A 23,663-nucleotide genomic window follows, 5' to 3' on the forward strand; every position below is an offset into this window, starting at 1 on the left:
CATCCGATGACATGGGGCCTGCTGACCAATTAAGGCAGCTCCCAGCCGCAAAGGTTCCTTTAGAGCAGCCCCATCTGCTTGCCCGGGCACGATCTGAAAAAAAGAGTTCGTCGCGAAGATCGAGCCCCAAATCGACGACCATTTCGCGCGGAGTCGCCGAAAACCTGCTATAATCTATAGTCCGGACCAGTGAGTACAATCATCCGGTTGGGTGAATCGGGTGACCTTGCCACGTCAAAAATAATTGATTTTGAAGTAAGCTCTGGCCCATTGAGAGGACCAGAGAATGAAGTGCAACCGTTTCACGGCGAGCAGATTACCGGCATTTTGAAGGAGCACGGGACGGGCACGCCGGCCCGGAGCTTTGCCGAAAGCACGGCGTCATGCCAGCATCTATAGTGGGGTCTCGGAACTAGATGCTGTAATCGTCCTTCCAGAAATCCGGCACGTCATAGGTCACATATTCGCGAATGATGTGCTGGAGCGTCTGGACGTCGATTTCGTCCTTGCCGATGCGGAAATCGACGCCGTACTCCGGAAACTCCTGGAAATAGCCGCCGGAAATATCGGTCGAGACGACGCCGATCGGCCCGGTGTAGCCGATGCCGCGCAGTTCGGGCACCGTTTCACGGAAATCCGCATTGGGCAGAAGACGGTTGTCGAGCAGGATGAGATCGAAGCGCCCCGCGCGGATCTTTTCCAGCGCATCGCCGATCGACGCCGAATATTCGAGTTCGACGGCGGGTTCGGAAAGATCGGCGATCTTCTTCTTGAGCGCACGGAATTCGATGAATTCGTCGTCGACAAAGAGAACTTTTACAGCACTCCTCCGCGTTGTTTCGGCGCTCATCTTCCCAATTTCCCCAGTCCCGAAACCAGCTTCACGAAACCAATCCGTTTCTCAATGCGATCGCCACCATGTGGACGCGGTTCACGGCATCGAGTTTGCGCGCCGCGGCGGTGATATGCGAATTGACCGTATGTTCGGACAGGCCGAGGATGATGGCGATTTCCGCCGACGTCTTGCCCTCGCTCGTCCATTTGACGATTTCCGATTCGCGCTGGGTAAGCCGCCCGGACATTTCCTGCGTCAGAATTTCCTCGTAGAGCTTGTCGAAAATCCGCATCGCGTCCAGCAGCATGTCGGCGATCTCACCCTGATCGGGCTCCTGGCGTTCGCCGCTGAGCACGAGGCAGTATCGCCGCCCCTCCGGCGTAAACAGGGGAATGAAGAGAAAGACACCACTCCGGAACTCGTTGAAGACGAGATCGGACGCATAGGCTTCCGGCTGGGCGCCCCTGCCTTGGACCGGCGTCGCCAGAAACTGGGCGGACTTTGCCCGCACGGTCCCGAGCGCTTCCTTCAACGTCGCAATGAAAAGGCCGACGCGCCGCTCGGCAACGTTGGTGATGACGATATCCCGCTCGCCGAAGGGGGCCGAAGCCTCGGAAATGCGGGCAAGCGCGAAATTGTCGAAGTTGTAATGCTGCGCCGCCGCCTTCAACAGGCGGAAAAAATCGGTGCGGTTGATCGCCCGGCTAAGCTCCGGTCCGGCATGAAAGGGAATTGCCGAAGCATTGTTCATTCCCACTCTTTCCTCTCCTCCCGCCCGATGCCTCCGATCCCGAAATCTTGGGATATACGTCTTAAACGCGAACAGCTACAAAAATTGCGAGACGGTTGATGACAAGTATCGAAACGGGGGCTTTCGATATGGAAGGCGGATATCATCAATTATCTCAACTACAGGTGATGCACGGGCAGTTTTACTGGGGGCAGTAGTTCTTACCTGGGTATCGTAATCTCCCCGCGTTCAACATCCATGAATGCGGGAAGGCAGTGCCAGACGTAAGCGCGAGAGAGCCGATTGGCCCATTCAGCTAAGGGGTTGGCTGATGTTCGTGGCGGCGAACGCGGGTAAATCGGTTCTCTCAGCGCTTATTTTTGCGTTACGGTCTCTTCGCTTCGGTTGCATCTTGGGATGCGTCCTCGACCTTGTCAATTGCGGTTTGTCAACCGCAGCGAACGAACGGCGGAAAACGGGCCTTCAGGCTTCCATCGTTTTCTACACTTAAAGATTGAGAATGATCGCAGCAAGATCAAGCGGCTTCTCGAGATAAAAATCGGCGCCGGCCTCCAGCGCACGCGCACGGTCCTCATCGGCATCCGATCCGCTGCAGATGGCAAGCCGCATCGCTTTGAACCGATCATCCCGGCACAACCGGTTCATCAGCCCAACGCCGCTATCCAGCGGCATATAGAGGTCGGCAATCAGCAGGTCGGGCGGGCTCTTGCCTTCCGCCACACGCCGCTCCAGCGCCTCGAATACCGTCTCGGCGGTCGAAAAACAGAATAGATCGACATCTATCTGCTGCTTCCTGCTGATATAGTCGAGATAGAAGAGGTCATCCCTGCTGTCGTCGACGTAGAATAAAGTAGGCATCCAGCACCGCAACTCAGATATTGTTGGAATGGTCCTCGCCGTCCTTCGACATCACGATAAGGCCGTTTTGCTAAAATTCGATATACATTGCTACAAATCGTTTCACAAAAAGCACGGCACAGCCCTGGCTTGCCTATTGAGTATTCCTCGATTTCGGAAAAAATGACCGCGCGAACCGAGGAGGATACGCGGGTGCAGGATAGGAACGACGTGGACCTGCGAGACCAGCGGAGGCGGTGGCGTTATCATGCCTTCGCGATCGCCGTCGGCTGCCTGATGTTCGTTCTCGGCATGACCGTCCTTGCCGGCTGGCTGTTCCAGATCAAGGTGATTCTCTCGGTCATTCCCGGCTTTCCCTCGATGGCCTTCAATACCGCGCTCTGCTTCATGCTGTCCGGCGCGGGGCTTGTCACCTCGACATTTCCCGCCCGCCGCTTTCGGGCAGCGGCGGCGATCACGGCGGGACTGGCGGCTGCGATCGCCGCGGCCCGGCTCGTGGAGATCGTCACGATCGGGCGGAACTTCCACTATGTCGACACGCTCGTGACCGGTCTGCTGGTCGCGCCGGATTTTTCTGCGGAGATCGGCGGCGGCATGGGGCCGAACACGGCGCTGGTGTTCCTGATCGGCAATCTCTCCCTGCTGCTGTCGCTTCGCATGGAGAAATCGAGAGGTCAGGTGGTGCAGGAGCTGGCGAGCTATATCGTCATCACGCTCGGCATGATCGCGCTCGCCGGTTACGTCACCGCCGCCGAGCAGGGCTATCGCTGGGGGCCTTATGCGGCGATGGCGCTGCACACGGCCGTCGGCATGGTAACCTTCGGTTCGGGGCTTCTTGCCCGATCCTGGCTGATGCAGCCGGCGAACCGGGCGCAGATCCCGCTCTGGATACCGGCTGCGGTCTGCTTCACAGGCCTTCTCGTCGATCTCTATACGCCGCTCGGCGTCGCCAACGGTATTCTGTACGTGCCGCTGGTGCTGACGGCGCTGTGGTTCGGCAACAGGAATGCGCCGCTTTTCTTCGCCTTTGCCTGCACCGTGCTGCTAATGCTCGGCTTCTTCGCCGTCCGGCATGACGAAGCCTCGTTCTGGCAGGAAATCGCCAATCGCACCATCACGGCCGCCACGCTCTGGCTGATCGCGATCCTGATCTTTTATTTCATGCGCAACAGCCATCACCTGGAGACCGAACGTATCCGCTTCGGCGCGCTGGTGCGCAGCACGCCGGATGCCGTCATCGTCATCGACGAGCGCGGAACGATCACAAGCTTCAATCCAGCGGCCGAAGCTATGTTCGGCTACTCCCCGCAGGAGACGACCGGCCGGAACATCAAGATGCTGATGCCCGAACCCTACCATTCCGAGCATGACGGCTATCTAGCCCATTACCGGCAGACCGGCGAAGAGCGTATCATCGGAACGACGCGCATGGTCTCGGGACGGCGCAAGAACGGCATCGTCTTTCCGATCGACGTTTCCATCAGCGCCGTCGTCACCGGCAATACGAAGACCTTCGTCGGCATTGTGCGCGATATCAGCGAGCGCGCCCGCCAGGAAGAACGGATGAAGACGACGCTGGCCCAGCTCGAGGCCTATACCGCCGATCTCGAGCGCAGCAACCATGATCTCGACGAATTCGCCTACATCGCCTCGCATGACCTCAAGGAGCCGCTGCGCGGCCTGCACAACCATTCCCGCTTCCTGCTGGAGGATTACGAAGACAAGCTCGACGACGACGGCGTGCGCCGGCTGAACCGGCTCGTGCGCCTCAGCCAGCGCATGGAGAAGCTGGTCAACGACCTCCTGTATTTTTCCCGTCTCGGACGCCAGCAACTGGCGGTCAAGCGCACCGATATCAACCTGATCGTCAAGGACGTCGTCGCGACGATGGAGCTTCTCCTGGAAGAACGGCATGCCAAGGTCGTCATCGACGGCAGGCTCCCGGACGTGATCTGCGACGCACCGCGGCTGACCGAAGTATTCCGTAATCTCATCACCAATGCCATCAAGTACAACGACAAACCGGCGCCGCTCGTCTCGATCGGCTATCTCGAACGCTATGTCGGCAGGGACGGCACGGTTGCCCGCAACGTGTTTTTCGTTAAGGATAACGGCAAGGGCATCCCGCAGGAATTCCACGAGGATATTTTCCGCATTTTCAAGCGGCTTGAAAAGTCGCAGGATTCCGATGACGGGACCGGAGCAGGCCTCACCTTCGTCCGCAAGATCATCGCGCGGCACAATGGCGATATCTGGCTGGAGTCCGAAGTCGGCACCGGCACGACATTCTATTTCACCCTGGGAAAAAAGCGCGAGGGGCAGAATGCAGCAGCGTGACACGCAACCGATCCTGATCGTGGAAGACAGCGAAGACGATTTCGAAGCGACGATGCGCGCCTTCAAACGCACCAACCTGCGCAACTCGATCCGCTGGGCGGCCTCCGGACAGGAAGCGCTCGATATGCTGACCGCGATGGTGCCGAAACCGGGGCTGATCCTGCTCGATCTCAACATGCCCGGCCTCGACGGCCGCAAGACGCTGGAGGCGATCAAGTCGAACGACGGCTGGCGCAAGATCCCCGTGGTGATCCTGACGACCTCCGACGACGAACGCGATATCGAAGGCTGCTACGCGCTCGGCGCCAATACCTATGTGCAGAAGCCGGTCGATCTCGACGGCCTCTTCGCCGCGATCCAGCGGCTGAAGGAATACTGGTTCGAAATCGCGATCCTTCCGCTCGAGGACTGACAGATTGGCGGAAGACTGCTGCATTCTCATCATCGACGACAATATTGACGACCGCGAGGTCTATCGCCGCATATTGGGCCGGGTCACCAGCATCGCTTACACGGTGGTCGAAGCCGAGACGGGCGAAGAGGGGCGCGCGCTGAACAGCCGCAGACGGCCGAACTGCATTCTGCTCGACTATTCGCTGCCGGGGCGCGACGGGCTCGGCGTTCTTGCCGATATCCTCGAGGACGACCCTGCCGCCAACGTCATCGTGCTGACCGGCCAGGGCAGCGAAACCGTTGCCGTCGAGGTGATGAAGAGCGGCGCGCGCGACTATCTGACCAAGGATTCGCTTTCGCCGGAAACGCTGCATCGCTGCATCCAGAACGCTATCATGCACGGCGTGCTGGAAGCAAAGCTGGAGCAGAAGCGGCAATCGCTGGAGATCTTCACGCGCGCCATGGCCCATGATCTGAAGGAGCCGCTCCGGACGATCAAATCCTTCAGCCGGATCCTGCACGGTTCTGCGGCCCTTCCCGCCGAAGACCGGGAACTGCTCGATTACGTGCTGAGTGCCGCCGATCATATGGAGGACCTGATCGTCAAGGTCTCGGGCTTCACCAAGCTCGAGGCCTCCGGCGGGCCGGAGCTGAAGCCGGTGTCGCTGTCCGATGTGCTCGGCCAGGTGGAAGACAATCTGCGCCAGCAGATCGAAAGCCGCGGGGCCGTGATCATCCACGGACCGCTGCCGGAGGTCATGGGCGATGCGACTCTCCTAGTCCAGCTCTTGCAGAACCTAGTGTCGAACGCCATCCGCTATTGCGATCAGAAGATTCCGGAGATCAGGATCTCGGGCGAACCGAATGGCCAAGTCTGCCGCCTCACCGTGCATGACAACGGTCCAGGCATTGATCCGCAGCATCGCGAGCTGATCTTCCAGCCGTTCAAACGCCTCGTCGGCCGCGGCATCGAGGGCACCGGGCTCGGCCTTGCCATCTGCCGCCGCATCGCGCAGCTGCATGGCGGCTCGATCTGGTGCGAGGCAGGAAACGGACCCGGCGCCACCTTCATCGTTGAGGTGCCGCTCGCCGTCGTGAAGCCTCAGGCGCCCGCCGTTTCGCCCGTGACGCACAATGCCAGGCTCGGCGAACATCTGGGCGAAGGTTCCGGCCGGCTCGCCGAGGTTCTGCTGGTGGAAGACAGTCCCGCCGACATCCAGCTTCTGAAGATCAAGCTGATGCGGCGCGAGAAGGTGAATTTCAACCTGCATGTCGCCACCAACGGGCGCGAGGCGATGCAGCTGCTTGAAGAACGCGCCGGCATTGCCGGCATGCCGCAGATCGACCTGATGCTGCTCGACATCAACATGCCGATCATGGACGGTTTCGAGGTGCTCCATGCGCTTTCGGCCGATGCCCGCCTCAAGCAGATTCCCGTCTGCATCCTCAGCACCTCGAGCGACGAGACCGACATGCGGCGGGCACGGGATCTCGGCGCACTCGCCTATATGGTCAAGCCACCCACCCGTCAGCAACTGGAAGAGGCACTCGAGGATGTGGAGCATCTGGAATTGCTGCAGCGCGGCGATTCGCTTGCGCTTTGTGCGGAACAAAACTAAGCGATGGTCATTGGCAACGGTATGACTGTCGCAGCTCTCATACTCGCGCTCCTGACGCCCATTCAATCAGGACTGCTCTCGATGGTATCAGGCATACATCACGTCACGGCCGTCACCCGGAAGGTGCAGGCGAACGTGGACTTTTATGCCGGCTTTCTCGGCATGCGGCTGGTCAAGCAGACGGCCGGTTACGAGGACGCGACGCAACTGCATCTCTTCTACGGTGATGCGGCGGGAACGCCGGGTTCGCTGCTGACCTTCCTCGCCTGGGAGGACGGCGCGCCAGGACGGGCCGGCTACGGCCAGATCAGCGAAATTTCGCTGGCGATCGACCCTACAAGCATCGGCTATTGGCTGACGCGCGCCATGAGCTTCGGCCTGCGCTCCGAGGGACCGGCCGAGGAATTCGGCGAGCCCGTCCTGCGGCTCAAGGATCCCGACAACATCATTCTCAAGCTCGCCGGCGCAAAGGGCCTCGCGTCGCAAGCCGTCTGGGATGGCGTCTCGATCCCGGTCGAGCACACCATCCAACGGGTGCGCGGCGCGACCATGCTGACCGAAAAGCCCGCCGAGAGCCGCAGCTTCCTCGAAACCCATTTCGGCTACCGCTTCCAGGCCAACCGCGGCACGATCGACAGGCTGGTCTCGCAATCCGGCGATATCATCGACGTGCGCGATGCGCGCGGCTTCTGGTCCGGCGCGCCGGGCACCGGCACGGTCGACCACGTCGCCTTCCGCGCTCCCGATGAGGAGACGCTGCTGTCCGTCCGCCGGGCATTGGAGACGACCGAGGCGTCGCCGACCAACATGCACGACCGCAAATATTTCCGCTCGCTCTATGCTCGGGAACCGGGCGGCACGCTTATCGAGCTTGCGACGGACAAGCCCGGCATGATCGTGGATGAAGAGCAGGCCGCGCTCGGGAAAAAGCTCTTCGCGCCGCCCGACGCCATCACCGATCTCGGTGATCTGAAGGTGGTGCTGCCGCAATTTTCGATGCCTGGCGAACCGCGCATCAACTACCGCGAACTGCCCTTCGTCCATCGCTTCTATACGCCGCCGAATCCCGACGGCAGCGTCTTCGTGCTTCTGCACGGTTCCGGCGGCAACGAAACGACGCTGATGCCGCTCTTGAACAAGGCGGCGCCCCGCGCGACGCTGCTCGGCGTACGCGGGCGGGCAACGGAGGAAGGTTTTCCGCGCTGGTACAAGCGCCTCACCCCCTTCTCCTTCGACCAGAACGATATCAAGACTGAGGCTGAGGCTTTCGCGGCCTTCATCGAAGGCGCCGTCAAATCCTATGGGCTCGATCCGCAGAAGGTCGTCTATGTCGGCTATTCGAACGGCGCGAACCTTCTGAACTCGCTGCTCTATCTGCACCCGAACCTCATTCACAAGGCGGTGCTGCTGCGTTCCATGCCTGTTCTCAGCGACTATCCGCATGCCGATCTGAAGGGCACGGACCTGCTCGTCATCAGCGGCAAGACGGATGCCTACGGCAAATATGCGAGCGAGCTGGAAGGACGGCTGAAAAGTTCGGGCGCCACCGTCGATTCCGACGTCATTCCCGGCGGCCACGACCTTGGCGATGCCGATGTGCCGATCATCCAGAAGTGGCTGCTGCAGAGAATGGGCGACGAACAGCCGCCGCTGGAACAGCAGGCGGTCAAGCCGAAGCCCGAGCTGTTCGGGCAACCATGATGCCGGCAAGCACGACAGCGCCGCCCACGGCCTGCATCGTGCCGATCGCCTCGCCGAGTAGCGCCCAGGCGAGGATCGCTGCGACGACCGGTTGCAGCAGCAGCGTCAGCGAGGAAAAGGCCGGCGGCAGATAGGCTAGCGCATAGGTGATCGCCACCTGCCCGCCGGCATGGCTGATGAAAGCGAGACCAAAAACCATCGACCAGCCGTAGATTGTCACCGGCACCATGTTCCCCTCGAAGAAGAAGGCGACCGGAAGGATGCAGACGGCGGCGGACGCCGTGCTCCACAGCATGATGCGCATCGTATCGAACCGGCTGCGCAGTCTGCCGAGCGCAAGGATGTAGCAGGCGTAGAAGAAGGCGGCGATCATCGCCAGGCCATCGCCGTGAAGGTCGCCATTGCCAAGCGCGGCCGGCCCGCCCTTCAGGATGACGACGCCGGCCAGTGCCGTGACAAGTCCAAGCACGAAGACGCGGCTGATCCGCGCCTTGAAAAAGAGGAAGGCGATGACGGTGACGAAAACCGGCGCGAGGTTGGCGAGCAGCGTCGCATTGGCGACCGATGTCATGGTGATCGAAAGGTGCCAGGCAGCGAGATCGAGCGACAGCACGACACCAGGAAGGATCAGCATGCCATAGTCGGAAAAGCTTTGCGGTTTCGGTCCCGCATTCTTCTTCATGAGCGAAACGATGAAGATCGGGATCAGCGCCAGCGCCACCCGCCAGAAGGCCGTGGCCATCGGTCCGACCTCGGACAGCCTGACGAAGATCGGCGAGCCGCCGATCGCCGCTCCGCCGAGAAGGAGCATCGCCAGCGGAAAACGATTGGAAGGCGAGGCTTCGGAAAGGGTGGAGGCAGCCTGCGACATGATCTCGATATTCTTGGCCGCCCAACAGGAGGGCAGCGGGATATTGGCTGGCGACTGAGTACCAGAAACCGATCAGTGGCGACAGTCAAAGAGCGACATCGGAAATAGAAAATCAGGCCGGTTGTGGCTTCGCCGCAGTTGCCTTTAGCTTCCCGGCAATTTCGCTCGCAACGAAGAATGCATGCTCGGTGACCTGCGGCAATCCCATCAGCTCGCCGAAGGTGCCGCGCGCCAAGGGACCGGAGATCAGCAGCGACGGATCTGCCGCCCCGGTCGAGCCGATCGCCTCCGAACGGTCGGTGCAGGCAAGGCCGAGGCCGGTCGGATCGAGGCTCAGGTGGCCATTTGCGGCAAGGGCGGAAAGCCACGGCTGGGTTTCGAGAATGCCGCCATGGGCCGGGCCGGTGGTGACGACGACGGCGTCATAGCTTCGCTCCAGCGGCTGACGCTGATACCGCGGCTGCAGGGCGCAACGAATGAGCTCGCCCTCGATGCGCGCATCGGCGACCGATCCGGCGAGGATATCGAGACGGCCGGCGGCAGTCGCCGCGTCGAGCACGGCTTCGACCTGCGGCGCAATGCGAAAACGATGCACATCCCAATAGGGGCGGAGATGACGGACGAGACGGCGTCGCTCGGCAATCGGCAGCGCCTGCCACAGATCATGCCCCTGCGCCCTCACCTGATCGATCACGCCGTGCCAGCTTATGCCCTCCCCTTTGGCGGCATCGATGGCCGCGCGGATTGCCGCCAGCAGCGAAACGGCGGAATGCGCGGCGTGAGAGACGAAATCGCCGAAAAGCTGCTGCGGCACCGGCGCGTGGCCGCGCGAACGCAGGCCGCGGCGCGAGATCGCGGTGATCGGCCCCGCATGCCCACGCTGCGCCAGCGAGGCAATGACATCGGCCGCCGTCAGGCCGTTGCCGATGATGAGCACCCGGTCGTGCGGGCGGATCACCTCGAGCGCGCCCGGCCTGGTGGTATCGGCGATGAAGCGGGGATGGGCGCCAAGCCTGGCCGCAAGCCGGCCGGGCGCTGCCGGCGGCGGATGGCTGGTGGCGATCGCGACGATATCGGCCTCCGTCACGCCGCCTTTGTCATCCCGGATCGACCAGCGGCCGCCACGGCGCTCGACGGCAGTCACCGCGGCGCGGCAATGACGCACGGTGCCATCGTCGAGCAACGGCTTCAGCAGGGAAGCGACATATTCGCCGAAGAGCCGGCGCCGCGGGAAAAGCATGCCATCGGGCTGTTTCGCCTCGGGGTCGTCGGCGACGGCATCCCGGGCTTCGATCCAGGCCTGGAATTCGCCGATGTCGGCGGGCTGCAGGCTCATCTTGGCGGCCGGAACATTGATGCGGTGGGCCGGATCGGCCGTGTCATAGGCCAGGCCGCGGCCAAGTTCGGCGCGCGGTTCGAAGACGACGATGACAGGACGTTCGCGGCAATTTGCCATGGCGAGATGGTAGGCAACGCCTGCGCCGGAAACGCCGCCGCCGATGATGGCGACGACAGGCCGTTGAGACTTCAGGAGTGGATTGAACTGCATGGTGGCCGGATCATCGCTTTCGATGCCCGAGCATAGAAGCCAGGCATTGGCCGCGCAATCCTCCGCCGGCAGTTGTCTATAATAATTATGGATTATGCCTAGTCTGATATCGTCGTCGAAAAATCGGCATTGCCGCGGATCGTATTGCTGACCGTGCAGATCTCGTCTTCGGCTGCACGGACGATTTTCTCGCGCATTTCCTCGTCGATATCGCCCTTGATTGAGAAGGCAATGTTGAACTTCGCAACGCGCGAAAGACCTTCCGTCGCCTTCTCGCCGGTGACGTCGACTGTGATCTCGGTGATCCTGTCCAAAACGCCCATCTGGCTGGCGGCGATGCGTGCGCTGAGCACGAGGCAGGCCGAAAGCGAGGCATAGAGCAGATCGAGCGGGCTGAAGCCCGGCTGGGACGGTGCGGTGACGATATCGATCTCGCCCTTGGTGGTGGACGTGACATGCGGAAAACCCATGCGCCCGAGAACGGCGGTGGCGCCGGTCGGACGCGGACGAGCCTTGAGATCTGCCATGATGAAATCCTCTGACAACAGCCTTTCAGACAAAGCGTTCCGCCCTCTGCCCCATACGGGCGCCGGCAGCGCTCGGCAACGGAACCTTTCCATCCCTCATCAGTTGATTACACCTGAACGAAATCAGTGACAAAGGTGGATTGCGATGGCTGATGTCCGCAGCATGGACCGCCAGGGCCGGCGGATGGACGCCCGCGATCGGCTGATCGTCGCGCTCTATGCCCAGCTGAAGGCCGAGCGGGAAACACGCGAGACCCTGGAATGGGCAATCCGCAACGGCGCCATATCTCAAGAGGTGCTGGAGGCGATCGCGGCCGATCCGGTCCCCGTCGTCACCAGCGAGGATATCGCTTCCCTGGAGAAGATCATCGCGCTCGACGAAAGGCGCAAACCAAATCGGAACTAGAGAGCATGATGCTCCATGACGAGAGGAGATCCGAAATGGCCGACATCACCTATCAGGTCGTGCCGCACGACAATGGCTGGGCCTATAAGCTCGGGGACACGCTTTCTGAAACCTATGCCACTGCCGATGAAGCGATTATCCGCGCCAAGGACGCCGCATCGCGTCAGAAAATCGGTGACGGCGATGCGCTGCTCGCCTACCCCTCACCCGATGGCGGCTGGGCATTCCAGGAACTCGAAACCGACAAGAGCAACAGTCGGCTTTGAATGCGACGGAGGACGGAATGGCCGCTCGGGCAAGCTGGAAAGGTCATCTGAAAGTCGGCGACCTCGCCTGCGCCGTTGGGCTTTACACCGCCATCTCCTCTTCCGACCGCGTCTCCTTCAACCTCATCAACCGCAGGACCGGCCACCGGGTCGAACGGCAGTTCGTCGATAGCGAGACGGGCAAGCCGGTCGGACGCGACGACCAGGTGAAGGGCTACCAGATGGAGAATGGCGATTACATCGTCATCGAAGGCGACGAGATCGCCGAGATCATGCCGCAAAGCGACAAGGTGCTGGATGTCAAAGCCTTCATCGGCTCCGACGCCGTCGACAAGCTTTATTTCGATCGTCCTTACTACCTCGCGCCCGCCGATGCCCATGACGAAGAAGCCCTGTCGCTGATCAGCCGGGGCATGCGCGACGGCAAGGTCGTGGCGCTCGCCGAAGCCGTGCTTTTCCGGCGCAACCGTACGCTGCTGATCCGCCCCCATGACGACTATATCGTCGCGACGATACTGAATTTCGACTACGAGGTTCGCTCGGTCGACAGCGTCTTCAAGGATATTCCCGACATCAAGTTCGACAAGGAAATGCTCGAGCTCGCCGGCCATATCATCGGGACCAAGCACGGCAGCTTCGATCCGAGCAAATATGAGGATCGCTACGAGCACGCGCTCGTCGAGTTGGTGAAAGCGAAGATTGAGGGCCGCGCACCGCCGAAGAGGAAAGCGCCTAGGGAAAGCAAGGTCGTCGACCTCATGGAAGCGCTGCGCCAGAGCGCAAAGATGAGCGGCAAGCCGCCGGCGAAGAAGAAGGCGCCGGCGCGCAGCGACAGCGGCAGGAAGAAGGCAAGCTGAGATGGCTCTCGAAACCTATCAGGCGAAGCGCAATTTCAAGCTCACGCCGGAGCCGCGCGGCCGAAAGGCGCGCACGAGCGGCAACAGTTTCGTCATCCAAAAGCACGATGCGACCCGGCTGCACTACGATTTCCGGCTGGAGATGGACGGCGTGCTGAAAAGTTGGGCGGTAACGAAAGGGCCGAGCCTCAATCCCGAAGATAAGCGGCTGGCCGTGCATGTCGAGGATCACCCGCTTTCCTACGGCGATTTCGAGGGCATCATCCCGAAAGGACAATATGGCGGCGGCACTGTCATCGTCTGGGATCGCGGCACGTGGACCCCGCATGGCGATGCCCGCAAGGCGTACCAAAAGGGCCATATGGAATTCGAACTCGACGGCGAGAAGCTGAAAGGCCGCTGGCATCTCGTGCGCATGCACGGCCGGCCCGGCGAAAAGGGCGAAAACTGGCTGCTGATCAAGGGGGACGACGCAGAGGCGCGCCACGACGGCAATATTCTCGATGAAAGACCGGAATCGGCCAAATCAGGCCGGCAGCTCGAAGAGGTGGCGGAAAACCCCGACGCGACCTGGAATTCTAAGGCGGTCGCCGCCAAAAAGCCGGCGCGAAAAGCTAAAGCCCCGGCACCCGAGCAACGCGACTGGCCGAAGGGGGCGCGAAAGGCAACATTGCCCGATTTCATCGAGCCGGCGCTTGCCAGGCTGAAGCCGAAGCCGCCGGCTGGCGACCGCTGGATCCATGAGATTAAGTTCGACGGCTACCGCCTGCAGGTCAGGATCGAGGATGGCGATGTCAGGATGCTCACCCGCAGCGGGCTCGACTGGACGAAGAAATTCGGCAAGGACGTGCTGGATGCCTTTGCCGCGCTGCCGGTACAGTCGGCGATGATCGATGGCGAGATCGTCGTGGAGCGCGATACCGGCGCTTCGGATTTCTCGGCGCTGCAGCACGATCTCAGCGACGGCCGCTACGATCGCTTCGTCTTCTATGCCTTCGATCTTCTCCATCTCGACGGCCACAGCCTTTTGAACGCGACGCTCATCGATCGCAAGCGCCTGCTCGAAGCCCTGCTCTCCGGCGATGGCGACAAGCTGCGCTACAGTGCGCATTTCAACGAAAGCGGCGGGTTGGTGCTCGACCATGCCTGCCGGCTCAGCCTGGAAGGCGTGATCTCCAAGCTGCGTGACAGCAAATACACGTCGGGACGCAAGGGCGAGTGGATCAAATCGAAATGTTCGCACCGCCAGGAATTTGTCATCGGCGGCTATGTGCCCTCGACGGCGATGAAGAATGCGATCGGCTCGCTGGCCATGGGCTATTATGAGAACGGCGAGCTCAAGCATGTCGGCCGCGTCGGCACCGGCTATACGGCGGCAATGGCACAGATGCTTTATGAAAGGCTGTCGCAGCTTCAGCAAAACGAAAAATCATTCGACGACAAGCTGACGGCCGAGGAGCGGCGCGGGCTGATTTATGTGAAGCCGCAGCTGGTCGGCGAGGTGGAGTTCCGCGCCTGGTCGGCCGACGGCAATCTGCGCCATGCCGCCTTTCGCGGCCTGCGCGAAGACAAGCCGGCGAAGGGCGTGACGCGCGAGACGGAAAAGACGACAACACGCGAGCTGCCGAAATCAGCCGTGACGCTCACCCATCCCGACCGCATCTACTGGCCGGACGAGGGCGTGACCAAGGAAGGGCTGGCGAATTATTACGCCCAGGTGTGGCGCTTCATGGCCCCCTATGTCGTCAACCGGCCGCTGGCGCTGCTGCGCCTGCCCGACGGCATCAACGGCCGCCAGCGGTTTTTCCAGAAACATGCCTGGAAGGGCATGAACCAGCATATCGGCGAGATCATCGATCCGAAGGACAAGCAGGGAGAAAAGCTGCTGCGCATCACCGATTTCAACGGCATCGTCGCCCTGGTGCAATCGGCCGTGCTCGAAATCCATCCCTGGGGTGCGACGACGGACAATTGGGAAAAACCCGACATGATCACCATGGACCTCGATCCCGGCGAGGACGTGGAATGGGAGGATGTGATCGCGGCCGCTTACGAATTGAAGGAGCGCCTGGAGGCCGAAGGTCTCGCGGCCTTCGTCAAGACATCGGGCGGCAAAGGCCTGCATGTCGTGACGCCGCTTGCGCCGAAGGCCGGCTGGGTGGAGGTGAAGGCCTTTGCCAAATGGCTTGCCGACAGCATGTCATCCGACGATCCCGACCGTTATCTTGCAACGGCGACCAAGGCCAAGCGCAAGGGCAGGATCTTCATCGACTATCTCCGCAATGGCCGCGGCAATACGGCGGTCGCGCCCTATTCGACGCGAGCGAGACCCGGCGCCGCGGTCTCAATGCCGCTGGAATGGAGCGAACTCGGCGCCGACATCGGGCCCGCCTATTTCACCGTTGATAACACGCCGACGCGGCTCGACGCATTGCCGAAAGACCCCTGGGACGGATTCTTCGCAGCGGCCAAACCTTTGGAAAAGAAGAAGCGATAGGGAGCTACTTCGGCTTCCGGCGGCCTTCCGCGGCCAGGCTCTTTTTCAGCGCATCCATGATATTGATGACATTGCCGGTCGATTTCACCGGCGCCGGCTTTTTGGCGGGCGCGGCCTTCTTCAGGCTCTTCTGCTTGCCGCGGATCATCGACTTCAGCCGTTTCTGGATCGGATCCTGCACCATGGCCGGGCTCCAATCCTTGGTCTCTTCCTTCACCAGCTGCTTCATCAACGCCAGCAGCTTGCTGTCGATCTTGGCCCCGCTGTCAAGTTCGGCCACCGGCTCGCGCACCTCCTCGCCGTACCGCAGGGTCCAGAGAATGATGCCTTTGCCCTGAGGCTCCAGGAGCACGGCCCGCTCACGCCGATAGAGAACCAACCGGGCGATGCCGACGACGTCGTTCGCCTTCATCGCCTCGCGGATGACGCAGAAGGCTTCGACGCCGACCTTGTCCTCGGGCGCCAGAAAATGCGGTTTGTCGTACCAGATCCAGTCGATCGAGCCGCGCGGCACGAAGCTGTCGATATCGATGGTGCGGGTGCTTTCGAGCCCGACCTCCTCGATCTCCTCGTCCTCCAGGAGAACATAATCGTCCTCGCCGCGCGGATAACCCTTCACCTGGTCCCGCTCGGCCACCGGCTTGTGCGTGACGCTGTCGACATAGCGGCTCTCGACGCGGTTCTTGGTCTGGCGATTGAGAACATGGAAACGCACCTTGTTGCTCTCCGTCGTCGCCGGTGTCAGGGAGACGGCGGCGGTGACGAGCGAGAGCTTGAGATAGCCTTTCCAGAATGTCTGACGTGCCATGTGTTCCCACCTGCCGCACACCTGCGGACATGGCAGTGAACGGCGGACCTGCGTTTTGGTTCCGCGAATGCGGAATTCGCGGATCAGATAGTATCGTTCACGGCCGCTGCAAACCGCGCTTCAGTGCCGCAGGCCGAGTGCCGGACCATTCCTCCCTTGTCACGCCCAATATCCTACTCAATAATGCGGCCCAAAGATTTTAGGACATGGTACGCTGAATGTTGAGGCTTTTCGCCAAACTAGCCGTCGTTTTCGTCTTCAATTTTGTTCTGGTTATCGGCGCCGCCGACCTGTCTTTCGGGCAAGAATGCCCCGAACCCGCAATAGCGACAGCGGCGTCAGGCCAACCGAAACCTCCGACCAGGAGATACGATCGGGCTCTTCCAACCTATCGCGACAGATCTTCCCGATATGATCTGGCCCTTATTGGCGATTCTCTTGTCGAGCTTTGGCAGCCGTGGGTGAAGAACAGTTTCCCCACCCGCCGTCCGATGAATCTCGGGGTTGCCGGCGACACCACGCAAAATGCGCTTTATCGGCTCGACAATCTAAATCTTCCAGATTTTCACCCGGCCGATGTCGTCATCCTCATCGGCACCAACAATCTGGGTCCGAAAACAAATCCTTGTTCTGTCGTGACGGGGGTTACGGCGGTCGTCAAAAAGGCTCGGTCTCTATGGCCGAGCGCCCATATTTATTCCTTGTCCATACCGCCTCGCGGCAAGAAATATGCTTTTTATGAGGATATACGTGTTTCAGCCAACAAGCTAATAGCGGTTTCACTAGCAGAATTGCCGCATGTCACTTTTATTCAAATGAACGATGATATGTTGCGGTGCGGCAAGCCAAGCGATAAAGAGTGTCCCAACTACAAGCCGGACCATCTTCATTTCGAGGAAGGGGCGTACAATCTGATCGGGAACTTCCTTTCCGCAGCGGGTCTGCGGCTCTGATCTTTGTCCCTCGGGACAGCAAAGGTAAGTGGAGTGTCATGAGCACCTCATTCGACAGCTACCAGCCGATCGGCCTGCAAAGACACAGACTCAGGCCTCGGGCGCAATACCGTATCAAGCGCGAAACCACTGTTCGGATCGTCCTCACGGCAATATTTTACATCACGCTGTGGCGGGCAACCGGCATGTGGTATGGGCTGCCGGCCAACTTCCAGGAGAGTGCCGGTAAAGATCCAATGCCGATGCGACTGTTGCTGATGTCGCTCGTTCCGCTCATTGGACTGTACTGCATGCTGGAGCCCAAGCGGATCGTTGAACTGATCCGTAGCGCCTCGCCGTTGGTCGGTATAATCTGCTTATGCTGCTTTCTGTCGATCGTATTTTCCGTCAGCCCTGGCTCCTCGTTCCGTGCGTTCATAGCCGTAGCGCTGCTGTCAGCCGGGCCAATTCTTTACAGAGCCCGTTACGGAGCGGTCGAAACGTTTGAAAGTCTTGCAAAGTTCGCAATTGCGACGGCTTTCATAAACATTCTTTACACAGCAGCCTTTCCTCAGTTCGCCGTCATGAGAGGCAGTTATGCCGGGATGGTGAAGGGGGCATTCTATCACAAAAATATGCTCGGCCAGTTTTCGGCAACGAACTTCATATTGCTGCTTCCGGTCTTTTCGACCCGCCGACTGCGCTACTATGACCTACTGAGATGGACAGCAATGCTGCTCTACCTGGTGCTCATCGTGCTGGCGAAGTCGTCAACTGCCGTCGTCCTGCTTTCGATCGGAATAGCAGTGTTCTATGGGATGCGTTTTATCCAACGCTTTCCGGGTCGCATCCTGCGATCGTTCATCGTTCTTCTCGCATTCGCCTTGCTGGGCTTTGTTGTCTCCATCGCTTTGATGGGCGTAGCGCAGGCGGTTGCCGAGTCATTCGGGAAAGATCTTACGCTCAGCGGACGTACAAATGTTTGGGAGCAATTGCTGCCTCTGATTTCCGAGCGGCCGCTTTCGGGCTGGGGATTTGCCTTGTTCCGACAGCCGGAAATCATGGAGCAATATGTCCGTCTTACCTGGGACGCTCAGTCCACGCATAACACCTATATCGAACTCGCGCTGAATATGGGCATACCTGCCACTGTGATCTGGACCTCGTTCGTCGTGGTGCGACTGGTGACGAAAATGACCTCGTCGCCCTTGAATCAAGCCCTCGCCATCACGAAGAGAAAGGAGGTCGTTATAATACTTCTGATCTTGATCGGCGCGTTCACCGAAGCTGGAATGATGCTCGCCCCTTTCATCTTGTGGCCTCATACCCTGATCGCGCTTGTGGGCCTGGGCCCGGAATTCCTGTCCCGCTTCCGCAAACCGACCTAAGCCGGCGAACAACATGCATCAGGTTAAGAATATGAGTTCAGGCAATCGTAGACTTGTTGGCCTCGACGGGATTCGTGGCTTGGCGGCTATCTGTGTGGCGGTCCATCATACAGAAGGATTTGTCGGTTTCGATGCGGCGCCTGCTGCCTATCTCGCCGTCGACCTGTTCTTTTGCCTTAGCGGGTTTGTGATTGGTCATGCCTATGAAAGGAAACTGATCCAGGAATCGTCGCTGTCTGCCAATGATTTTGCCCTCAAACGATTGATCCGCTTATATCCACTTTATCTGCTTGGCCTGGTGCTGGGCGTATTCGCTTACGCAGGCATGTCGCTCAGCAGAAATCAGCAGATCGACCCCGTACTGTTCGCTGCCTCTCTGACCGCCTCGATGTTCTTCCTGCCGGCGATTGGCGGAACGTCGCTGAAGTCCCCGAACCTCTTTCCTTTCAACGGTCCGTCATGGTCCCTCTTCCTGGAAATTGTGATCAACCTGGCTTACGGTTATGCGGCCAGATTGCTCTCCAGCGGTGTGCTCGTCCTTATCCTCATTGCGTCATGGATCTGGTTGGCGGCGCAGACGCTGAGCCATGGAAGCGCCGATCTGATCCCGCTCGACGGCGCTTTGCTCTCCGGATTTCCGCGCGTTCTCTTTTCCTTCACCATTGGCATCTTGATGTACCGCTATCGGCAGCGGCTTTCGCCGACTTCTGGTTTCGGAAAGGCAATCGCGCTGGCGACGATCTTTATTGCAACCGCTTTTCTCATCTTTCAGACACCAGCGGCCTTCATCGGCATCAAAGACCTGCTTGTTATCTCCGTTTTATTTCCCGTTGCCGTGCTTGTTCTTTACGCATCCAACTTCGACGGGATATTGCGGCAGCCACTTCTCATTGCCGGAGAGGCATCCTATGCGCTCTACGCAATTCACGTGCCGCTGATCGGGCTGATGCTCGGCGCCTGGAAGGCAGCCGGAATGGGACAACCACCGGCTTGGGCAATTTTCACCATTGTTCTTCCGCTTATCGTCCTTCTGGCAATCGTCGTTACCCGGCTCTACGACGAGCCGGTGCGAAAGGCGATCAGCGGCAAAAAAACAATCGGACTCCGGTGGCTCAAGTGGCGCCGATCCTGACTTTGGCGCAATGCCCAGTGCCAGCGGCAGCCCGCACGACCGCCGCTTAAATCGAGAGATACCTCTTCTGCCAGGGCAGCATATGCTCCTGCCATGCGCGCGGCGTGAATTCGTCGTAGGCGGTCTCCGCGATCGCCAGCATCCAATTCTGGCCTTTGCGGGCGAGCAAGACGCATGACAATTCCATGCCGGGTTCGGGGGCGATTGAAGGCCGATTGGCGCCAGGGATATCGATCCCCTTATCGCGCCACTGGATGCGGATCTCGTCCGGCTCGGATGTCCATTCGCCGGAGGCGACGGAGGCTTTTCCGTCGTCGGGCCGGAAGCGAAGCGGCGGCGGTGTGACATTCAGAAAACTGCCGTCATTGGCATAATTGCCTTCGACTTCGCCGGCTGTCTCCTTGCCGGGTCCTTTCAGGACAATATCCTGTTTGCAGCGCAGGAATATGTTGCGCCGGAAGCTCCCGGACCATCCGCGATTGGCGAAGAAGGCGATGTCGCATTCGCTGATCACGTTATCATGGATGTCGATATCTTTGCGGAATGCGAGCTCCTGGTCGGAGAAACCGCTGAGGGCCACGCCGCGATTGTTGTTCTCGATCCAGTTATCATAAACGTGGTGGCCGGCATGGTCGGCCTTGTCGCCGATGCCGTAGCCGAAGGAGTAGTCGTTCATCCTGCCATCGCGCATGATGTTGCTGCGCACGACGGCATCATCGCCGATCGATGAAAAGGAGAAGTTCTTGCCGCCGATGAAATTGTATTCGACGCGGTATTTTCGGGTTTTATCGCAGACCAGAGCGCCCTTGTTCGAAGCGCTGGCGGGCGACTGAAGGAAGAGATTGCCGCGGATCACGACGTCGGAACTGATATTGGTGTCGCTGTTCTGATAGGCGAACTGGCAGCAGTCGGCACCTTGCCCGGTCGCTGCTCCGATGCGGTTGTTTTCCAGCAGCACGTCCACCGTCTTCGTCAGATAGATGCCGTCGCCCTTCACATTCTGGGTTTCGCAGCGCCTGATGACGAGATTTCTGCCGTTGTGAAATTTGAAGCCGCGCGGGGAATTCTTGACGATGACATCCTCAATCACCGTATCGGAAAACACCTGATAAGCGACACCGATATCCTCAGCGCCGTCTATGACCTGCCCTTGCGTGCGGGCGCCGTGAACTTTCTTTCGAGAGATGGCGGGCATCGGGTCTCCAATCGGCAGGATCATAGCTCAGCGAATTAAGGAAGCGCATATGGCAGGAGTTTGACGGTTGCTCCCGGTCCGATGCGCAGCCAATATGAAAACCTTCGCGACGGCAGCACTTGCTGCCTGCGTGAACTTTCGCCACAATCCATACTGCAATTCATGGCTGTCCCAACCTCGGTTTGGCTCACGGCACGATATTGTTAAGTTAGAAATGATTGCGGATTGAAGGCGGCGGCAATCGGCCCGCCAGCCTGAAGACTTCAAAATCTCGAACCGGTTTTGCGGCGAGGACGCGACATGACCTTCGTGGAGTCGCAAGGAGATCGAAAATACCGGACCAGCGAGCGGGTGGGCGAGCTCGTGGAATGCTCGTCGCTGCAGGTCGAACTCCGGCGTTTCGATCCGGGCTGGCAGTTGGACCTTACCCTCGAATGCACTGAGATAGCGGTCCTGCTTTCAGGCCAATCGAAAATCAGGTGGACGGGGGACGGTCACCCGCGGGAGGCGATCGCCCGCCCCGGCGTCGCATGGGTATGTCCTGCAGGTGTCCATGAGAGCGGCGTGGAGGTTGTCGGCACGATGCCGGAATCCCTGCATTTCTTCCTGCCGCCCTCGCTCGTCCGGCAGACCGCGCTTTCGAATTTCGACATCGACCCGGCCAGGGTGGAGCTCGCCTATGCGGGCGGTGTGCCCGATCCCATGGTGCTGCAGATCGGTCAGCTATTTCGCGGCTTGCTCAATCGCACCCTGGAGCAGACGGATCGGCTCTTCCTCGATGGGCTGCAGCTGACGCTGGCGGCGCACCTGCTCGGCACCTATTCGTCCGGTCGATGGCAGCCCGCCGCCCGGGCGCCGACCATCGGTCCGAAAAGGCTGCAGCGCGTCTTCGATTTCATCGAAGCCCGCATCGCTGCGGAAATTTCGCTGGACGACCTTGCTGCCGAAGCCTGCCTCAGCCCCTTTCATTTTGCCCGGATGTTTCGCAAGGCTACCGGCATGGCCCCGCATCGCTACGTCACGGAGCGGCGGATCGAAGCGGCCAAGGAGAAGCTGCGGCTCGGGCGATCCTCGCTTGTGGAGATCGCGTTCGACACCGGCTTTGGTTCGCAGGCGAATTTCACGCGGGTCTTCCGCAAAATGACCGGCCTGACGCCCGGCCAGTACCGCGCCCTCCTCAGGGGCCAATAACGCCCACCGTCGCGAGCGTGCCAGCTATACACGCGCGGCACAGCGCAAGATCTGCAAACAGGAAGCCCGTCATCCGCAACGTCTATGCCGATGGCGACACCGTGATCGTCTTCTTCGACGCCCGCGGCATCGCCCGCGATGGAAAGCCCTACGTCAACACCTATGCCTGGTTCCTCGACATGCGCGACGGACGCATCGTACGCGCCTCGGCCTTCTTCGATTCAGTGGCGTTCAACGAGTTCTGGACGCGTGTAACGCCGTCTGAATAGGCAGGTGCCTTTGAGGCAAGAGGCGGGCATCCCGCATCGAACTACGGATGGGATATCCGCTTCCCCATACCCCGAGATCGCAGCGCCAACCTCTCGATCTCAGGAACTTGCGCGGCCGGCTACCAGTTGGTCACCGAACCGTCGCGACGCTTGAGGTGCGGCGCCTCCCAAAATTCAAAGCTCTGTTTCGCGATCAGTTCCTCATTGACTTCAATGCCGAGACCGGGCGCGTCGGAGACAGCGTAATGCGCCTTTTCCAGCCGTGGCTGGATCGGGAAAAATTCGGAATTGTCGAAACCGAGGTGGGTCTCGGCCGGGCTCGCGCGGGTTTCCAGCCAGGCAAAATTTGCAACTGCGGCTGCGAAGTGGATGGTCGCAGCCGTACAGACCGGGCCCAATGGATTGTGCGGCATCATGTCGACATAGTGCGTCTCACTCCAGCCGGCGACCTTCATCGACTCCGTGAGACCACCGACATTGCAGACATCGAGACGGTTGAACTGATGAATGTCGCGCTCGATATAGGGCAGGAACTGCCACTTCGAGGAAAACTCCTCGCCGATCGCAAAGGGAATGTCGGTCATGCGCCGCAGCGCCTCATAAGCGCCTGGCGTCTCGTCGCGGATCGGCTCCTCGAGGAAGTCGAGCGTGCCCTTCGGCATCTTCTGGCAGAAGCTCGCGGCCTCGGCCACCGTCAGGCGGTGGTGATAATCGATGCCGAGAACCACGTCTTCTCCGAGCATTTCGCGAGCCTTGACGCACCACTTGGCGGTCGTCGCGATGTGTTCGCGCGGCTCATAGGTTTCCTTGTTCTCGTGACCGGCGGGCGACAAGCGCATGGCCGTCCATCCATGTTCGACAAGCATCTGCGCCTGTTCGATCATCGCCGGTCCGGGCTCGGCGAAGGTCGTCGCGAAGGTTGGGATCCAGTCGCGCTGCTTTCCGCCGAGCAATTCGTAGACCGGCACGCCGAGCGCCTTGCCCTTGATGTCATGCAGCGCAATGTCGATCGCCGAGATCGCCGCCTGCAGCACGCGGCCGCCTTCGAAATACTGGCTGCGATACATTTCCTGCCAGAGCGCGCCGATTTTGAACGGGTCGCGACCACGCAGGAATTCTGCATAATGTTCGAGAGCGCCGACCACGGCCTTCTCGCGGCCGGAAAGACCGCTCTCGCCCCAGCCGAAAATGCCCTCGTCCGTCTCGACCTTCACCAGAAGCTGGTTGCGAATGCCGACCTTGACGGCATAGGACTTGATCGCTGTGATCTTCATGTCATCC

At 60.2% G+C, this 23,663-nt stretch carries 21 protein-coding genes and 1 pseudogene; 13 read left to right on the plus strand and 9 right to left on the minus strand.

What is annotated here, in order from left to right:
* Positions 1 to 412 precede the first annotated feature (412 nt).
* From ATY77_RS22315 to ATY77_RS22325, 3 genes are all read right to left on the minus strand, one after another.
* Entirely contained in the window at positions 413 to 850 is a 438-nt protein-coding gene (locus ATY77_RS22315; RefSeq protein WP_088676814.1) for a response regulator, read from the minus strand.
* A gap of 31 nt (positions 851 to 881) precedes the next feature.
* Positions 882 to 1,586 carry a LuxR C-terminal-related transcriptional regulator gene (locus ATY77_RS22320; protein ID WP_088688876.1) on the minus strand — a complete coding sequence of 235 codons (705 nt, stop codon included), beginning with the start codon at positions 1,584 to 1,586 and terminating at the stop codon, positions 882 to 884.
* A 486-nt stretch (positions 1,587 to 2,072) separates the two neighbouring features.
* Positions 2,073 to 2,444, minus strand: coding sequence for a response regulator (locus ATY77_RS22325; RefSeq protein WP_088688877.1), 372 nt, complete (start codon positions 2,442 to 2,444; stop codon positions 2,073 to 2,075).
* 192 nt (positions 2,445 to 2,636) lie between these two features.
* Here ATY77_RS22325 and ATY77_RS22330 point away from each other — a divergent pair, with 192 nt between their 5' ends.
* Genes ATY77_RS22330 through ATY77_RS22345 form a run of 4 tightly spaced genes read left to right on the plus strand, consistent with a single transcriptional unit; the run spans position 2,637 to position 8,494 of the window.
* Positions 2,637 to 4,781 (plus strand): PAS domain-containing sensor histidine kinase, encoded by a 2,145-nt coding sequence (locus tag ATY77_RS22330; RefSeq protein ID WP_088688985.1) that lies wholly within the window; start codon positions 2,637 to 2,639, stop codon positions 4,779 to 4,781.
* On the plus strand, positions 4,768 to 5,193 hold the full coding sequence (locus ATY77_RS22335; protein ID WP_004674503.1) for a response regulator: 426 nt from the start codon (positions 4,768 to 4,770) through the stop codon (positions 5,191 to 5,193). Before ATY77_RS22330 ends, ATY77_RS22335 begins: the two co-directional genes overlap by 14 nt.
* 4 nt (positions 5,194 to 5,197) lie before the next feature.
* Positions 5,198 to 6,793: a response regulator gene (locus ATY77_RS22340; RefSeq protein WP_088688878.1), complete on the plus strand. Its 1,596-nt coding sequence runs from the start codon at positions 5,198 to 5,200 to the stop codon at positions 6,791 to 6,793.
* Positions 6,794 to 6,814: 21 nt separating this feature from the next.
* Positions 6,815 to 8,494 carry a VOC family protein gene (locus ATY77_RS22345; RefSeq protein WP_190237678.1) on the plus strand — a complete coding sequence of 560 codons (1,680 nt, stop codon included), beginning with the start codon at positions 6,815 to 6,817 and terminating at the stop codon, positions 8,492 to 8,494.
* Here the strand turns inward: ATY77_RS22345 and ATY77_RS22350 are convergent.
* The 3 genes from ATY77_RS22350 to ATY77_RS22360 form a co-directional block, all read right to left on the minus strand.
* On the minus strand, positions 8,460 to 9,365 hold the full coding sequence (locus ATY77_RS22350; protein ID WP_088688879.1) for a DMT family transporter: 906 nt from the start codon (positions 9,363 to 9,365) through the stop codon (positions 8,460 to 8,462). The two genes, ATY77_RS22345 and ATY77_RS22350, sit on opposite strands and share 35 nt — an antisense overlap.
* Before the next feature lie 112 nt (positions 9,366 to 9,477).
* Complete coding sequence (locus tag ATY77_RS22355) at positions 9,478 to 10,914, minus strand: FAD/NAD(P)-binding protein (RefSeq protein WP_088688880.1); 1,437 nt, start codon at positions 10,912 to 10,914, stop codon at positions 9,478 to 9,480.
* A gap of 98 nt (positions 10,915 to 11,012) precedes the next feature.
* The gene (locus tag ATY77_RS22360; protein ID WP_088688987.1) at positions 11,013 to 11,441 is read right to left on the minus strand and encodes an OsmC family protein; all 429 of its coding nucleotides are present in this window, start codon (positions 11,439 to 11,441) and stop codon (positions 11,013 to 11,015) included.
* A gap of 145 nt (positions 11,442 to 11,586) precedes the next feature.
* On the opposite strand from ATY77_RS22360, the gene ATY77_RS22365 reads away from it, so the two are divergent.
* From ATY77_RS22365 to ligD, 4 genes are read left to right on the plus strand one after another with little or no spacing between them, the layout of a single operon-like run.
* Complete coding sequence (locus ATY77_RS22365; RefSeq protein ID WP_088688881.1) at positions 11,587 to 11,847, plus strand: hypothetical protein; 261 nt, start codon at positions 11,587 to 11,589, stop codon at positions 11,845 to 11,847.
* Positions 11,848 to 11,882: 35 nt separating this feature from the next.
* A complete protein-coding gene (locus ATY77_RS22370; RefSeq protein ID WP_088676808.1) occupies positions 11,883 to 12,113 on the plus strand; it encodes a DUF2188 domain-containing protein in 231 nt (76 codons plus the stop codon).
* A gap of 17 nt (positions 12,114 to 12,130) precedes the next feature.
* Positions 12,131 to 12,970, plus strand: coding sequence for a Ku protein (locus tag ATY77_RS22375; protein WP_088688882.1), 840 nt, complete (start codon positions 12,131 to 12,133; stop codon positions 12,968 to 12,970).
* A 1-nt stretch (position 12,971) separates the two neighbouring features.
* Entirely contained in the window at positions 12,972 to 15,467 is a 2,496-nt protein-coding gene (gene ligD / locus ATY77_RS22380; protein WP_088688883.1) for a DNA ligase D, read from the plus strand.
* Between the two features lie 4 nt (positions 15,468 to 15,471).
* Here ligD and ATY77_RS22385 read toward each other — a convergent pair whose 3' ends face one another.
* Positions 15,472 to 16,275, minus strand: a complete 804-nt coding sequence (locus tag ATY77_RS22385; RefSeq protein WP_088688884.1) for a Ku protein — start codon at positions 16,273 to 16,275, stop codon at positions 15,472 to 15,474.
* 218 nt (positions 16,276 to 16,493) lie between these two features.
* Here ATY77_RS22385 and ATY77_RS22390 point away from each other — a divergent pair, with 218 nt between their 5' ends.
* From ATY77_RS22390 to ATY77_RS22400, 3 genes are read left to right on the plus strand one after another with little or no spacing between them, the layout of a single operon-like run.
* A complete protein-coding gene (locus ATY77_RS22390) occupies positions 16,494 to 17,228 on the plus strand; it encodes a GDSL-type esterase/lipase family protein (RefSeq protein ID WP_088688885.1) in 735 nt (244 codons plus the stop codon).
* A 38-nt stretch (positions 17,229 to 17,266) separates the two neighbouring features.
* Positions 17,267 to 18,595, plus strand: coding sequence for an O-antigen ligase family protein (locus ATY77_RS22395; RefSeq protein ID WP_088688886.1), 1,329 nt, complete (start codon positions 17,267 to 17,269; stop codon positions 18,593 to 18,595).
* 13 nt (positions 18,596 to 18,608) lie between these two features.
* Entirely contained in the window at positions 18,609 to 19,727 is a 1,119-nt protein-coding gene (locus tag ATY77_RS22400; RefSeq protein WP_088688887.1) for an acyltransferase, read from the plus strand.
* 46 nt (positions 19,728 to 19,773) lie between these two features.
* On the opposite strand, the gene ATY77_RS22405 is transcribed toward ATY77_RS22400, so the two are convergent.
* The gene (locus ATY77_RS22405) at positions 19,774 to 20,922 is read right to left on the minus strand and encodes a right-handed parallel beta-helix repeat-containing protein (protein WP_088688888.1); all 1,149 of its coding nucleotides are present in this window, start codon (positions 20,920 to 20,922) and stop codon (positions 19,774 to 19,776) included.
* A 300-nt stretch (positions 20,923 to 21,222) separates the two neighbouring features.
* On the opposite strand from ATY77_RS22405, the gene ATY77_RS22410 reads away from it, so the two are divergent.
* The gene (locus ATY77_RS22410; protein ID WP_088688889.1) at positions 21,223 to 22,113 is read left to right on the plus strand and encodes an AraC family transcriptional regulator; all 891 of its coding nucleotides are present in this window, start codon (positions 21,223 to 21,225) and stop codon (positions 22,111 to 22,113) included.
* 41 nt (positions 22,114 to 22,154) lie between these two features.
* Positions 22,155 to 22,382 (plus strand): annotated as a pseudogene (locus ATY77_RS22415) (nuclear transport factor 2 family protein); the annotation flags it as partial.
* A gap of 119 nt (positions 22,383 to 22,501) precedes the next feature.
* Here ATY77_RS22415 and ATY77_RS22420 read toward each other — a convergent pair.
* The gene (locus tag ATY77_RS22420) at positions 22,502 to 23,656 is read right to left on the minus strand and encodes a mandelate racemase/muconate lactonizing enzyme family protein (protein WP_088688890.1); all 1,155 of its coding nucleotides are present in this window, start codon (positions 23,654 to 23,656) and stop codon (positions 22,502 to 22,504) included.
* Positions 23,657 to 23,663: the final 7 nt, after the last annotated feature.

Source organism: Rhizobium sp. R634, assembly GCF_002211305.1.
Lineage (GTDB): Bacteria > Pseudomonadota > Alphaproteobacteria > Rhizobiales > Rhizobiaceae > Rhizobium.

Excerpts from the sequence above, each read along its gene's own strand:
- ATY77_RS22315 (WP_088676814.1), bottom strand. The coding sequence starts at position 850 with ATGAGCGCCGAAACAACGCGGAGGAGTGCTGTAAAAGTTCTCTTTGTC.
- ATY77_RS22320 (WP_088688876.1), bottom strand. The coding sequence starts at position 1,586 with ATGAACAATGCTTCGGCAATTCCCTTTCATGCCGGACCGGAGCTTAGC.
- ATY77_RS22325 (WP_088688877.1), bottom strand. The coding sequence starts at position 2,444 with ATGCCTACTTTATTCTACGTCGACGACAGCAGGGATGACCTCTTCTAT.
- ATY77_RS22335 (WP_004674503.1), top strand. The coding sequence starts at position 4,768 with ATGCAGCAGCGTGACACGCAACCGATCCTGATCGTGGAAGACAGCGAA.
- ATY77_RS22345 (WP_190237678.1), top strand. The coding sequence starts at position 6,815 with ATGACTGTCGCAGCTCTCATACTCGCGCTCCTGACGCCCATTCAATCA.
- ATY77_RS22350 (WP_088688879.1), bottom strand. The coding sequence starts at position 9,365 with ATGTCGCAGGCTGCCTCCACCCTTTCCGAAGCCTCGCCTTCCAATCGT.
- ATY77_RS22355 (WP_088688880.1), bottom strand. The coding sequence starts at position 10,914 with ATGCAGTTCAATCCACTCCTGAAGTCTCAACGGCCTGTCGTCGCCATC.
- ATY77_RS22360 (WP_088688987.1), bottom strand. The coding sequence starts at position 11,441 with ATGGCAGATCTCAAGGCTCGTCCGCGTCCGACCGGCGCCACCGCCGTT.
- ATY77_RS22365 (WP_088688881.1), top strand. The coding sequence starts at position 11,587 with ATGGCTGATGTCCGCAGCATGGACCGCCAGGGCCGGCGGATGGACGCC.
- ATY77_RS22370 (WP_088676808.1), top strand. The coding sequence starts at position 11,883 with ATGGCCGACATCACCTATCAGGTCGTGCCGCACGACAATGGCTGGGCC.
- ATY77_RS22375 (WP_088688882.1), top strand. The coding sequence starts at position 12,131 with ATGGCCGCTCGGGCAAGCTGGAAAGGTCATCTGAAAGTCGGCGACCTC.
- ligD (WP_088688883.1), top strand. The coding sequence starts at position 12,972 with ATGGCTCTCGAAACCTATCAGGCGAAGCGCAATTTCAAGCTCACGCCG.
- ATY77_RS22385 (WP_088688884.1), bottom strand. The coding sequence starts at position 16,275 with ATGGCACGTCAGACATTCTGGAAAGGCTATCTCAAGCTCTCGCTCGTC.
- ATY77_RS22390 (WP_088688885.1), top strand. The coding sequence starts at position 16,494 with ATGTTGAGGCTTTTCGCCAAACTAGCCGTCGTTTTCGTCTTCAATTTT.
- ATY77_RS22395 (WP_088688886.1), top strand. The coding sequence starts at position 17,267 with ATGAGCACCTCATTCGACAGCTACCAGCCGATCGGCCTGCAAAGACAC.
- ATY77_RS22400 (WP_088688887.1), top strand. The coding sequence starts at position 18,609 with ATGCATCAGGTTAAGAATATGAGTTCAGGCAATCGTAGACTTGTTGGC.
- ATY77_RS22405 (WP_088688888.1), bottom strand. The coding sequence starts at position 20,922 with ATGCCCGCCATCTCTCGAAAGAAAGTTCACGGCGCCCGCACGCAAGGG.
- ATY77_RS22410 (WP_088688889.1), top strand. The coding sequence starts at position 21,223 with ATGACCTTCGTGGAGTCGCAAGGAGATCGAAAATACCGGACCAGCGAG.
- ATY77_RS22420 (WP_088688890.1), bottom strand. The coding sequence starts at position 23,656 with ATGAAGATCACAGCGATCAAGTCCTATGCCGTCAAGGTCGGCATTCGC.